10 protein-coding genes and 6 tRNA genes are annotated in these 13,013 nt (G+C 51.1%); 15 read left to right on the top strand and 1 reads right to left on the bottom strand.

The window, feature by feature from the left end; all coding sequences use genetic code 11:
• The first annotated feature begins 41 nt into the window (after nt 1–41).
• The 10 genes from nagC (at nt 42) to BJJ97_RS11540 (ending at nt 5,424) form a co-directional block, all read left to right on the top strand.
• Entirely contained in the window at nt 42–1,265 is a 1,224-nt protein-coding gene (nagC, locus tag BJJ97_RS11590) for a DNA-binding transcriptional regulator NagC (protein ID WP_095994015.1), read from the top strand.
• Between the two features lie 203 nt (nt 1,266–1,468).
• On the top strand, nt 1,469–3,133 hold the full coding sequence (gene asnB, locus BJJ97_RS11585) for an asparagine synthase B (protein WP_095698857.1): 1,665 nt from the start codon (nt 1,469–1,471) through the stop codon (nt 3,131–3,133).
• A 219-nt stretch (nt 3,134–3,352) separates the two neighbouring features.
• Nucleotides 3,353–3,429, top strand: a tRNA-Met gene (locus tag BJJ97_RS11575).
• A gap of 8 nt (nt 3,430–3,437) precedes the next feature.
• A tRNA-Leu gene (locus BJJ97_RS11570) sits at nt 3,438–3,522 on the top strand.
• 56 nt (nt 3,523–3,578) lie between these two features.
• A tRNA-Gln gene (locus tag BJJ97_RS11565) sits at nt 3,579–3,653 on the top strand.
• A gap of 35 nt (nt 3,654–3,688) precedes the next feature.
• Nucleotides 3,689–3,763: transfer RNA gene (locus BJJ97_RS11560), tRNA-Gln, on the top strand.
• A gap of 53 nt (nt 3,764–3,816) precedes the next feature.
• Nucleotides 3,817–3,893 (top strand) — tRNA-Met (locus tag BJJ97_RS11555).
• 6 nt (nt 3,894–3,899) lie between these two features.
• Nucleotides 3,900–3,974 (top strand) — tRNA-Gln (locus BJJ97_RS11550).
• 158 nt (nt 3,975–4,132) lie between these two features.
• Nucleotides 4,133–4,621 carry a hypothetical protein gene (locus BJJ97_RS11545; protein ID WP_095994014.1) on the top strand — a complete coding sequence of 163 codons (489 nt, stop codon included), beginning with the start codon at nt 4,133–4,135 and terminating at the stop codon, nt 4,619–4,621.
• Nucleotides 4,622–4,794: 173 nt separating this feature from the next.
• A complete protein-coding gene (locus BJJ97_RS11540) occupies nt 4,795–5,424 on the top strand; it encodes a hypothetical protein (protein WP_095994013.1) in 630 nt (209 codons plus the stop codon).
• A gap of 22 nt (nt 5,425–5,446) precedes the next feature.
• Here the strand turns inward: BJJ97_RS11540 and ubiF are convergent, their stop codons facing one another.
• Nucleotides 5,447–6,613, bottom strand: a complete 1,167-nt coding sequence (gene ubiF / locus BJJ97_RS11535) for a 3-demethoxyubiquinol 3-hydroxylase (protein WP_095994012.1) — start codon at nt 6,611–6,613, stop codon at nt 5,447–5,449.
• 227 nt (nt 6,614–6,840) lie between these two features.
• On the opposite strand from ubiF, the gene miaB reads away from it, so the two are divergent.
• From miaB to lnt, 5 genes are all read left to right on the top strand, one after another.
• Nucleotides 6,841–8,265 carry a tRNA (N6-isopentenyl adenosine(37)-C2)-methylthiotransferase MiaB gene (miaB, locus tag BJJ97_RS11530; protein ID WP_039482809.1) on the top strand — a complete coding sequence of 475 codons (1,425 nt, stop codon included), beginning with the start codon at nt 6,841–6,843 and terminating at the stop codon, nt 8,263–8,265.
• A gap of 331 nt (nt 8,266–8,596) precedes the next feature.
• Nucleotides 8,597–9,655: a PhoH family protein gene (locus BJJ97_RS11525; RefSeq protein WP_014914633.1), complete on the top strand. Its 1,059-nt coding sequence runs from the start codon at nt 8,597–8,599 to the stop codon at nt 9,653–9,655.
• Nucleotides 9,652–10,131, top strand: coding sequence for an rRNA maturation RNase YbeY (gene ybeY, locus BJJ97_RS11520; protein ID WP_095698852.1), 480 nt, complete (start codon nt 9,652–9,654; stop codon nt 10,129–10,131). The genes BJJ97_RS11525 and ybeY overlap by 4 nt, the downstream gene beginning before the upstream one ends.
• A 251-nt stretch (nt 10,132–10,382) precedes the next feature.
• Nucleotides 10,383–11,261 carry a CNNM family magnesium/cobalt transport protein CorC gene (gene corC / locus BJJ97_RS11515; protein ID WP_010298789.1) on the top strand — a complete coding sequence of 293 codons (879 nt, stop codon included), beginning with the start codon at nt 10,383–10,385 and terminating at the stop codon, nt 11,259–11,261.
• 7 nt (nt 11,262–11,268) lie between these two features.
• A complete protein-coding gene (lnt, locus tag BJJ97_RS11510; RefSeq protein ID WP_095994011.1) occupies nt 11,269–12,798 on the top strand; it encodes an apolipoprotein N-acyltransferase in 1,530 nt (509 codons plus the stop codon).
• The last annotated feature ends 215 nt before the right edge of the window (nt 12,799–13,013 follow it).

Genomic DNA, 13,013 nt, shown 5'->3' with positions numbered 1-13,013 from the left:
TTTACCCCACGTTGAGTTAAACCTAAGCGAGTAACTTCTTAATGACCACAGGCGGACAAGCGCAGATAGGGAATGTCGATCTGGTTAAGCAATTAAACAGTGCGGTGGTTTACCGCCTGATTGACCAGCAGGGTCCGATCTCACGAATTCAGATAGCAGAAGAGAGCCAGCTTGCCCCCGCCAGCGTTACCAAAATCACCCGCCAGCTTCTGGAACGTGGGCTCATCAAAGAAGTCGATCAACAAGCCTCCACCGGCGGCAGACGCGCCATTTCGATTATCACCGAAAACCGTCCTTTCCATACCATAGCCGTACGCCTTGGTCGCTATGACGTCACCATTGCGCTGTACGACTTGCAGGGAAAAGCGCTGGAAGAAGCGCACTACGATCTGCAAGAAAAAACGCAGGCGTCGCTAGAAGCCGCGCTCTTTAAAGTTATCAGCGGCTTTATCGCCAGCCATCAGCGCCGTATTCGCGAGCTCATTGCTATCTCGGTTGTGCTGCCGGGGCTCGTTGATCCGGTTGCGGGCATCGTCCGCTATATGCCACACATCAGCGTGAATAACTGGCAACTGGTCGAAAATCTGCAACGACACTTCAACGTTACCAGCTTTGTCGGACACGACATCCGCAGCCTGGCGCTAGCAGAACACTATTTTGGTGCCACCCACGACTCACTGGATTCTATCCTGGTACGCGTCCATCGCGGCACTGGCGCGGGTATTCTCGTCAACGGGCAAATTTTTCTCGGCAGTAACGGCAACGTGGGCGAGATCGGTCATATTCAGATCGATCCACTTGGCGATCGCTGCCACTGCGGCAATTTCGGCTGTCTGGAAACTGTCGTCGCCAACGCCGCCATTGAACAGCGCATACAACACCTGCTGAGTCATGGCTATCCCAGCAAACTGTCTACCGATAACTGTACGATTTCTGCGATTTGCAAAGCAGCAAACCGCGGTGATGCCCTCGCGCGTGAAGTCATCGAACAAGCAGGACTCAATCTTGGCAAAGCGCTGTCCATCGCGATCAATCTGTTCAATCCTCAGAAAGTGGTGATTGCCGGTGAAATCACCGAAGCAGAAAAAACGCTGCTTCCTGCGATCCAACGCTGTATCAACGCGCAGGTGCTGAAAGAATTTCGTCATAACCTGCCGATTGAGATCTCCAGCCTCAACCATCTTTCCGCTATCAGCGCGTTCGCCTTGGTCAAACGGGCGATGCTAAACGGCATGCTGCTACAGCAATTGCTCGAAAACGCCTGATTCCCTTTCTGGCCGGATTATGTAATCTCTAAAAATCCGGCCTTTCCCTTCTATGAATTTGACGAATCAACACCAAAAAACCAAATAAATTAACGAAACACCACGTCGATGGCTTTTTTCATTAAATAATATTGAATTCCTATGGCACTTTGATGCTAAATCAATGGCACTGAGTTCGAATCTGTCATTACTGGGAGTCATGTATGTGTTCTATTTTTGGTGTGCTTGATCTGAAAAGCGATCCTATTGAACTGCGTAAGAAAGCGCTGGAGTTATCCCGTTTAATGCGTCACCGCGGGCCAGACTGGTCCGGCGTTTATGCCAGCGACAAAGCGATTCTGGCTCACGAACGTCTGTCTATCGTTGACGTCAACACGGGCGCACAGCCGCTTTACAACGCCGAGCGCACCCACATTCTGGCCGTTAACGGTGAAATTTATAACCATCAGGCATTGCGTCAGCAATACGGTGACCGTTACGCGTTCCAGACTGGCTCTGACTGCGAAGTGATTCTGGCGCTGTATCAGGAAAAAGGCCCAGAATTCCTGGATGAACTGCGCGGCATGTTCGCTTTTGCCCTGTATGACAGCGAAAAAGACGCCTACCTCATTGGCCGTGACCACCTCGGCATCATCCCGCTGTATATGGGTTACGATGAGCACGGCAACCTCTACGTCGCTTCTGAAATGAAAGCGCTGGTGCCAGTTTGCCGCACCATCAAAGAATTCCCAGCTGGCAGCTACCTGTGGAGCAAAGACGGCGAAATTCGCGAATATTACCAGCGTGACTGGTTTGATTACGATGCAGTAAAAGACAACGAAACGGATAAAGAAGCGCTGCACGATGCGCTGGAAGAAGCCGTGAAAAGCCACCTGATGTCTGACGTGCCCTACGGCGTGTTGCTCTCTGGCGGCCTGGATTCTTCCGTTATCTCTGCGATCACCAAAAAATATGCGGCACGTCGTGTAGAAGATGACGCGCGCAGTGAAGCCTGGTGGCCTCAGTTGCACTCTTTCGCCGTCGGTTTGGAAGGTGCACCAGATTTGAAAGCCGCGCAGGAAGTCGCTAACCACTTAGGCACCGTGCACCACGAAATTCACTTCACCGTGCAGGAAGGGCTGGATGCGATTCGCGACGTGATTTATCACATCGAAACCTATGACGTCACCACGATTCGCGCTTCAACGCCGATGTACCTGATGTCCCGTAAAATCAAAGCGATGGGCATCAAAATGGTGCTATCTGGCGAAGGCTCTGACGAAGTGTTCGGCGGCTACCTCTACTTCCATAAAGCGCCAAACGCCAAAGAATTGCATGAAGAAACTGTGCGTAAGCTGCTGGCACTGCACCAGTACGACTGCGCCCGCGCGAACAAAGCAATGTCAGCCTGGGGCGTGGAAGCTCGTGTACCGTTCCTGGACAAAAACTTTCTCGATGTCGCGATGCGCATCAACCCGCGCGACAAAATGTGTGGCAACGGCAAGATGGAAAAACACATCCTGCGCGAGTGCTTTGAATCCTACCTGCCGCACAGCGTTGCATGGCGTCAGAAAGAACAGTTCTCTGACGGCGTGGGCTACAGCTGGATTGATACGCTGAAAGAAGTAGCGGCTCAGCAGGTTACCGATCAACAGTTAGAAACAGCACGCTTCCGCTTCCCATATAACACGCCGGGCTCTAAAGAAGGCTACCTGTACCGTGAAATCTTCGAAGAGCTGTTCCCGGTTCCAAGCGCAGCAGAATGCGTACCGGGTGGCCCATCAGTCGCCTGTTCGTCTGCTAAAGCGATTGAGTGGGATGAATCTTTCAAGAAACTGGATGATCCATCAGGCCGTGCGGTTGGCGTACACCAGTCAGCCTACAAATAATTCGATTTAACTTCTTCAGTCAACGGGCCTTTCATGGCCCGTTTTTGTACGCTTAATTGCTTGGGAATGTGTGCTTTTTGGCGTTTTTCTCACCATACTGTTCACAACCCAAACAAACGATACATTGAGGGCACTTTTCGGGAAAAAACTAGTTGACGCAATTAGGCCAACTACGCATAATGCGCCCCGCAACGCCGATGAAGGTGACGCGGAAAAGATGGCTACGTAGCTCAGCTGGTTAGAGCACAGCACTCATAATGCTGGGGTCACAGGTTCGATTCCCGTCGTAGCCACCATCTTTTTTGCGGGAGTGGCGAAATTGGTAGACGCACCAGATTTAGGTTCTGGCGCCGCAAGGTGTGCGAGTTCAAGTCTCGCCTCCCGCACCATATCATCTTCTCGGTCTGACATCGCTTTTCGAAGCTTGTTAGTGTTTTGTAGTGATTGGGGTATCGCCAAGCGGTAAGGCACCGGTTTTTGATACCGGCATTCCCTGGTTCGAATCCAGGTACCCCAGCCATTTCAAAACATATGCTGAAAAATTCGTTGTCCTGTTGGGGTATCGCCAAGCGGTAAGGCACTGGTTTTTGATACCAGCATTCCCTGGTTCGAATCCAGGTACCCCAGCCATCTACTTGATAGTAGAAGATTTGTTGAAGTGAAGTAAGATTAGCAGTACATTTGGCTACGTAGCTCAGCTGGTTAGAGCACAGCACTCATAATGCTGGGGTCACAGGTTCGATTCCCGTCGTAGCCACCATATTTTTGGGGTATCGCCAAGCGGTAAGGCACCGGATTCTGATTCCGGCATTCCGAGGTTCGAATCCTCGTACCCCAGCCAAATAAAGCTGGTAAAACAGCAAAGAAACGGGGCGACAATCGAAAGATGTCGCCCCGTTTTGTTGTGCGTGGCGACAAAGTGGCGATAGAAAGACAAAATGCGTGCGTCTCTTTTATGTTCAATTTTCTTAGCTGTTATTTTGAAGACGGAATTTCCACATGGCATTAACGAAATGCAGAGAGTGTAAAAAAGAAGTCTCCATGTCGGCAAAAGTGTGTCCACACTGCGGGATTAAAGACCCTGCCGTCACATTAGGCATGTTGTTAGTTATGACCGTTATGCTAGTTGCTATCGGATGGGGAATATTCCGTTGGGTTAGTGGTGATGACGAAAGTACAGCACCAAAAACTTGTAGCGCTACCGATGGGCAATGCCTTTTCAAAGCCAATGTTGTTGACGCGACAGCTCACTGTAAGCCTCTTGTAGAAAAAGCCTCAAAGTACGATTACGAATGGGCTGACGACATACTCGATAATATCTTTTCCCGCTTTTTACTCGACAGCAAAAACAATCAGCTAACGTTCATCGGCGACAAAGTCAAATTCACAAATAGCGTTAACGCAAAAATGACGATGACGTATGCATGCTCTTTAGATCTGAAAACCAAAGGCGTGGTTAGCTTCGATATTGCAGAAGGGAAGCTGTAACACCGGAATTCCAGCAGCAGCGCGGGCTAGCGTATACATTCGTAAAAAAATAAAACTGAGATCCGAAAACCAGACAATAGAAAGATGTCGCCCCGTTTTGTTGTGTCTGGTATTAACATAGTCTGGTGTTAATATATCCAAACCAATCATTCGATTTTCCCCAAAGGGCAGGCATGAAGGTTTTATCTACATCCTCTGTTATTCATGATTTCAGCCACGTTGTGCTGCCACAGCAGAATAACATCGGCCAATCGCAATGGTCTGTCATACGTCCACAGTTAACTACGCTGTTACTCTGCGTGGCGTTGCTGCTTTGCTTCATTACACCGACTTATGCTGCTGGCGTTCCTTCTTTTAAGATGTCTTCGCAAACGTTCGCCGACCGGATGAATGCTAATCTGACGAAACTCAATATCCCTCTCGCATTGACCGTTAAGTTGGAAAAGGGAAGCTCCGTCGATGACTTTCAGCACGTCTTTAACGAGCATGTTGGATTAATTGGGTCGGTAGAGAGTAAAAGCCAACAGCTTAATGGGATCTTGCTGCTCAACGCCGCGTCAGAATCCGCCGAAGCAACAAGACAGAATCTGCAAATCGTCACAGCCGCGTTTTCTGCGCTATTGGGCGGGGCGTCTTCAGGTGAAAACAGTCTCGAAAGCCCTGAGATGACTGAGATGATGTTCGGCCTGCTTCAAGATAGCCAGACCTCAGGTAAAGGCGTTAGGCAGATAGGACATGTTCGCTTTACGGCAACAACGAATGAGGACACCGATATTATCTTTACCGCCGAGCCCGTGATGTAGCGGGTGGCGTCCTCATTATTCATCAGACGCCAATGGCATATTTCAATGCGCGCTGTTTTAACACGCCAGCGCGCTGTGCAACCATCAGTGCCATATTGCGAGCAAAGCTCAGCGGCGGTAACGCATTACTGAACGCGTTATAGAAGAGATCCATCCCGCTTTGCATCATCAGATTATCCGGCATACGGCGGCACTGATAGCGGCGTAACACGCGCTCAGAAGCCCATTCTTCTCCTGCATTACGCGCATTAATTAACACATCCAGCAGCGCCTCAACGTCGCGATATCCCAGATTCACCCCCTGCCCCGCCAGCGGATTGATGGTATGCGCAGCATCCCCTAGCAGCACCAAACCTGGCTTGATATAGGTTTGCGCATGGCGTCTAACCAACGGGAATGATCCCGCAGAGAGCGCCTTAACCGCGCCCAATCGTTCAGGAAACGCAGCCGCAATTTCTTTATCCAGCTGTGCAAGCGGCATCGCCTGAAGCTGACGAATACGCTGCGGACTGTCATACCACACCAGCGATCCCCACTGATCAAACAGCGGTAAAAACGCACGCGGACCGCTCGGCGTGAACTGCTGCCAGGTCACATCCTGCTGGGGTTGCGAGGTCTCTACGCCGATCAACATACAGGACTGACGATACTGCCAGCCGCTGATACCAATCCCCGCCCACTGGCGAACCTGAGAATTTGCGCCATCGGCACCAATCACCAGCGAAGCCGTCAGTTGCTGCCCGTCAGCAAGCTGTAAACACCAGCCATCATCGGTACGTTGCAGGCTCTGCGGCGTAGCTGGGCAATAGCATTGGCAGCGATCCTCTTCCTGCAAACTTTCCCAGAGCGCCAGTTGCAGCACGCGGTTTTCCACCATAAAACCCAGCTCGGGCAGGTGAATGTCGGCAGCATCGAAAACGACTCTGGCATTCGCCCATTCCCAGGTTTCCAGCCGACGGTAAGGCGCGCTGCGCATCTGCTGCACTCGCTGCCATGCGCCCAGTTCTTTCAATAGCGCAACCGACGCATAGCCAATCGCCGAGATCCGTAAGTCTGGCGGACTGGCGGCATCAAACGGTATCGGCATGTCCTGCTCAACCACTGCAACCTGAAATCCTTGCTGTGCCAGCCCAAGCGCCGCGGCCGCGCCGACCATGCCACCGCCAACCACAATCGCATCGTAATGCATATTGGCTTTATCCTCTCTGGTTCTGGTTTATTCACACCAGTAAAAATGCATGAAAATAGTGTACTGGATTTGCGGGTAACTTTTCAGAAAAGCCGCATTTTTATAGAAAGTAAGGGGTTATCAAACCAGCGAGGTTTCCGGCGCTGGTCACAACGTCGGCGAGCGATTACAATACCCACCCCAAATGAGGGGAATCTTTCTTATCCGCACTGAGTAATGGTAAGTCGATGATAAAAAAACTGCATATTAAAACCTGGGGCTGTCAGATGAATGAGTACGATTCATCAAAGATGGCTGATTTACTGGGAAGTACGCACGGCTATGAGCTAACTGAAATCGCTGAAGAAGCCGATGTCCTGCTGCTCAATACCTGCTCGATCCGTGAAAAGGCGCAGGAAAAGGTCTTCCATCAACTTGGCCGTTGGAAAACGCTGAAAGATCTCAATCCGAACCTGATTATTGGTGTTGGTGGCTGTGTCGCCTCACAGGAAGGTGCGCATATTCGTGAACGTGCGCACTACGTTGACGTTATTTTTGGCCCGCAAACCTTACACCGCCTGCCGGAAATGATTAATCACGTTCAGGGCACTCGTAGCCCCATCGTGGATATCAGTTTCCCTGAAATCGAAAAATTCGACCGCCTGCCAGAACCACGCGCCGATGGGCCAACGGCTTTCGTCTCCATCATGGAAGGCTGTAATAAATATTGTACATTCTGCGTTGTGCCTTATACCCGCGGCGAAGAAGTCAGCCGCCCGTGCGATGATGTGTTATTCGAAATCGCTCAACTGGCCGCGCAAGGCGTACGTGAAGTTAACCTGTTAGGACAGAACGTCAACGCCTACCGCGGCGAAACCTATGACGGTGAAATCTGCTCCTTTGCTGAGCTGCTGCGTCTGGTTGCCGCCATCGATGGGATCGACCGTGTCCGCTTTACCACCAGCCATCCGATTGAGTTCACAGACGATATTATCAGCGTCTATGAAGATACGCCGGAACTGGTCAGTTTCCTGCATTTACCAGTGCAAAGCGGCTCTGACCGCGTGCTGACGATGATGAAACGCCGCCATACCGCGCTGGAATACAAAGCTATCATCCGTAAGCTGCACAACGCACGTCCGGGCATCCTGATCAGTTCTGACTTTATCGTCGGTTTCCCTGGCGAAACGCAGGCTGACTTTGAACAAACGATGAAGCTGATTACCGATGTGAATTTCGATATGAGCTACAGCTTCGTCTACTCTGCCCGTCCGGGAACACCGGCTGCGGATATGGTCGATGACGTGCCGGAAGAAGAGAAAAAACAGCGTCTGTACCTTCTGCAAGAGCGCATCACCCAGCAGGCAATGCGGTTTAGCCGCCTTATGTTGGGTACCGTCCAGCGTATTCTGGTGGAAGGCACCTCGCGTAAGAGCGTGATGGAACTGTCTGGCCGCACGGAAAACAACCGCGTCGTCAACTTCGAAGGCACGCCGGATATGATCGGTAAATTCGTCGATGTGGAAATCGTTGATGTTTATACCAACTCGCTGCGCGGCATCGTGGTGCGTACAGAAGATCAAATGGATCTGCGCGTACATGAATCACCGTCTTCCGTGATTGCGCGTACCCGCAAAGAGAATGAGATCGGTGTCGGGTTCTATCAGCCGTAACTGACACTCACTCCAGTCTCAGCGTGATGATGGGTGGCTTTGCCACCCATTTTTTATGGCAGACTATCGCTGTCTACCACCCTTCGGGCCGTTGCGATGCAACGTTGAAAAACGCTCCTGCGTTTTTTTATGGCAGGCTATCCACTTCAATTTCATGCCGCTTACATTTGCTTTTGCGAGGCAGCATCCCAATATCATGATTGTGACTTGCACCATCGGGCATTCACGATGAATAATTCATTCATATGGCGGATACATCAGGCCGTCTGACAACTGTTCATTTTGTGCGGGCAGAAATAGCGCCAGCACAGTAACGCTCAAGAGGAATAATTTGAACGTAACGACAAAAGAAATTGCCCTTGAACCTGCGGATAACCAGCGTCTGCTCAGCCTTTGCGGTCCGTTTGATGACAATATTAAACAGTTAGAGCGTCGTTTAGGTATCGAGATCAATCGCCGGGATAATCAATTCAAACTGGTTGGAAAAAACCTGCTGACGCAAGCTGCCGCCGATATCCTGCAACGTCTGTATGTCGATACGGCCCCAGTACGTGGCGTCATCGGTGATATCGATCCTGAGCAAATTCACTTGGCGATTAAAGAATCTCGCGTGCTGGAACAGTCTGCGGAACACGTTCCTGACTATGGCAAAGTGGTCAATATCCGCACCAAACGCGGCGTAATCAAACCGCGCACGCCAAATCAGGCGCAGTATGTTGCCAATATCCTCGATCACGACATCACGTTCGGCGTTGGCCCTGCAGGAACGGGGAAAACCTACTTAGCCGTCGCTGCCGCCGTGGATGCATTGGAGCGTCAGGATATTCGCCGTATTCTGTTAACGCGCCCAGCGGTCGAAGCCGGTGAGAAGCTGGGCTTCCTGCCCGGCGATCTGAGCCAGAAAGTCGATCCTTATCTGCGCCCGCTTTATGATGCCCTGTTTGAAATGCTGGGCTTTGAGCGCGTCGAGAAGCTCATCGAACGCAACGTGATTGAAGTTGCGCCACTGGCTTACATGCGTGGCCGAACGCTGAACGATGCCTTTATCATTCTGGATGAAAGCCAGAACACCACCATCGAACAGATGAAGATGTTCCTGACACGTATCGGGTTCAACTCAAAAGCGGTCATCACCGGTGACGTCACGCAGATCGACCTGCCGAAGAATCTGAAATCCGGCTTACGCCACGCGATAGAAGTGCTGGCCGATGTGGAAGAGATCAGCTTTAACTTTTTCCACAGCGAAGACGTGGTGCGCCATCCGGTGGTCGCGCGGATTGTGAATGCCTATGAAGCGTGGGAAAATGCCGAACAGAAACGTAAAGACGCCTTAGCAGAACAGCGTAAGCGTGAAGCACAGGCTGCGGCATCAGATCAGGAGCAAAAATGAGTCAGGTGATTCTGGATTTACAAATCGCCAGCGAGCAAGCACAAGGGCTACCGGAAGAAAAAGACTTTCAGCGCTGGCTGGAAGGTGTTCTGCCGCAGTTTCAGGAAGTCTCTGAAGTCACGATCCGTATCGTGGATGAAGCCGAAAGCCGAGACCTGAATAACACCTATCGCGGGAAAGACAAACCGACCAACGTACTGTCGTTTCCTTTCGAGGCACCGCCTGAGGTTGAGCTTCCTTTGCTTGGCGATTTAATCATCTGCCGTCAGGTTGTCGAGCGTGAAGCCACAGAGCAGGAAAAAACCGTAGAAGAGCACTGGGCGCACATGGTTGTCCATGGTAGCCTGCATCTGCTAGGGTATGACCATATCGAAGACAGCGAAGCCGAAGAAATGGAAGCGCTGGAAACCGAGATTATGCAAAGTATGGGCTATGCCGATCCTTACCTTGCAGAAAAAGATGGCCTCACCGAATAAATAGAAATACATTTTGTATAGACCCTAAATAATTCGAGTTGCAAGAAGGCGGCGACACAGCGAATCCCTGGAGCTTACACCAGTAAGTGACTGGGTGAGTGAGGAAAGCCAACGCACATGCAACTTGAAGTATGACGGGTATAGCCCGAGATCGGGAAGATATCGGGTACTAATCTGCTCCACGTCAGCCGCTGTGTTGATTCCAACGGCTGGCAATAATCCCTTAACAAGAGTGATGTTAATTAAAACGCATGAGCGACGACCATTCTCAAAACAGCGATGCACCCAGTCCCAAAAAGGGCTTCTTTTCTCTTATTCTTAATCAGCTTTTTCACGGCGAGCCAAAAGATCGTAACGGTTTACTCACTCTGATTCGTGATTCCGAACAGAATGACCTGATCGATCCTGAAACACGAGATATGCTCGAAGGCGTCATGGATATCGCCGACCAGCGTGTACGCGACATCATGATCCCTCGCTCGCAGATGATTACGCTCAAGCGCGATCAAACGCTGGAAGAGTGTCTGGACGTGATTATCGAATCCGCCCACTCTCGTTTCCCCGTGATTAGCGAAGATAAAGACCACATTGAAGGCATCCTGATGGCGAAGGATTTGCTGCCGTTTATGCGCAGCGATTCCGAGCCCTTCAGTATGGATAAAGTTCTGCGTTCCGCCGTGGTTGTGCCGGAAAGTAAACGCGTTGATAGAATGCTGAACGAGTTCCGCTCGCTGCGCTATCACATGGCGATTGTCATCGATGAGTTTGGTGGCGTATCCGGCCTGGTCACGATTGAAGATATTCTTGAGCTGATTGTCGGCGAAATTGAAGACGAATACGACGATGAAGAAGACAGAGATATTCGTCAGCTTAATCGCCAGACCTACACCGTTCGTGCTTTAACCGATATCGAAGATTTTAACGAAGCTTTCGGTACACGATTCAGCGATGACGAGGTCGATACCATTGGCGGCTTGGTTATGCAGTCTTTCGGCCATCTTCCTGCCCGTGGTGAAACCATCGACATAGAAGGTTACCTGTTTAAAGTTGCGATGGCGGACAGCCGCCGTATTATTCAGGTTCATGTCAGAATCCCTGACAATGCCCCTCAACCAAAATTGGAAGAATAATTTGGCAATGGTTGTCGCTTCTTTTCTACAACGCCAGCAGGTTAAAGCCCTGCTGGCGCTCTTATTTGGTGCCTGTGGCACACTGGCGTTTTCTCCCTTTGATTTCTGGCCTGCGGCAATTATCTCGCTCATGGGGTTACAGGCACTGACGCTCAACCGTACGAGTCGTCAGTCAGCCTGGATAGGATTTTGCTGGGGATTGGGTCTGTTCGGCAGCGGCGTTAACTGGGTTTACGTCAGCATCGCGCAATTTGGCGGAATGCCGGGCCCTGTCAATGTCGCGCTGGTCATTCTGCTCGCCGCCTATTTGTCGCTCTATCCACTGCTGTTTACTGCCCTGCTCTCACGCCTGTGGCCGAAAACAACGCTGTGGCGTCTGGCGCTTGCCGCCCCCGTGCTCTGGCAGTTAACCGAATTTCTACGCGGCTGGGTGCTCACCGGTTTTCCATGGTTGCAATTCGGCTACAGCCAAATTGACGGCCCGCTCAAAGGTATCGCGCCTATTCTGGGTATCGACACCATTACCTTCCTATTGATGAGCCTCAGCGGGCTACTCGTTTATGCCATCAACCAACGAAAAATAGCGCCGGCAGCCATTGCCATCGGCGTTTTCGTTTTATCATGGCCGCTGCGTAACGTGCAGTGGTACACCCTGCAACCTGAACGTGCCGTCAATGTCGCACTGGTACAGGGCAACATCCCACAGGCCATGAAGTGGGAACAAGATGAGCTGTTGAACACGCTGAAAATCTATCTGGATAACAGCCTGCCCTATATGGACAAGGCCCCCATCGTTATCTGGCCAGAAACGGCGATTCCCGATATTGAAAGTCGTCAGGGTGCCTATCTGAAGCAGATTGACGATATCCTGCGTAGCCGTAATAGCAGCCTGATTACGGGTATCGTCGATATCCGGCGTGAAGGTAATAAAACCGATTTTTATAACTCGGTGATCGTTTTGGGCGACAAAGATCCGTATCACTACCCCACAACGAACCGTTACAACAAAAACCATCTGGTACCTTTTGGCGAATTTGTCCCTCTGGAAACGTTGTTACGCCCGCTCGCGCCGTTCTTCGATCTCCCTATGTCGTCATTTAGCCGGGGAGACTACGTTCAGCCACAGCTTTCTGTTCATGGCTTCAAGCTCAACGCCGCTATTTGTTATGAAATTATCTTAGGCCAACAGCTGCGTGATAACTTCCGGCCAGACACCGATATGCTGCTGACCATCTCGAACGATGCCTGGTTTGGCCATTCAATCGGCCCGTGGCAACACTTCCAGATGGCACGCATGCGCGCGCTGGAATTAGGGCGTCCGCTGGTTCGTAGCACTAATAACGGCGTCACAGCGGTGATTACCCCTGATGGCAATGTCAGCGCCAGTCTGCCGCAGTTTACGCGTGCGGTGCTGGACACGCAGGTTGTGCCGGCAACCGGGATAACGCCTTATGCGCGCTTCGGTTCCTGGCCGCTCTGGATCATTACGCTACTGGGCGGCATTGTTGCCGTTTTCTTCGGTTTGCGTCGCCGATAACTGGCCCCTCCTCACTTCCCTAAGGGCATGCTTTTGCATGCCTTTTTTTATTTATGGCACGGTATTTGCCTCTTATTACCCTGTAAAGGGTTGTTTCTGTATTTTTTTGGATATTACGTCGGCGTAAAGCGCTCTATTGGGGCAAGCAACGCACCAAATTGGTGCCACCCTCTGACATTGCTGTTATTTGGTGCGGCGGATATCGCAAAAAACAA

Source organism: Pectobacterium polaris (assembly GCF_002307355.1).
GTDB classification, from domain to species: Bacteria; Pseudomonadota; Gammaproteobacteria; order Enterobacterales; family Enterobacteriaceae; genus Pectobacterium; species Pectobacterium polare.
Note: the sequence above shows the minus strand (reverse complement) of the source record. Positions and strands in the feature narration are given on the sequence as shown.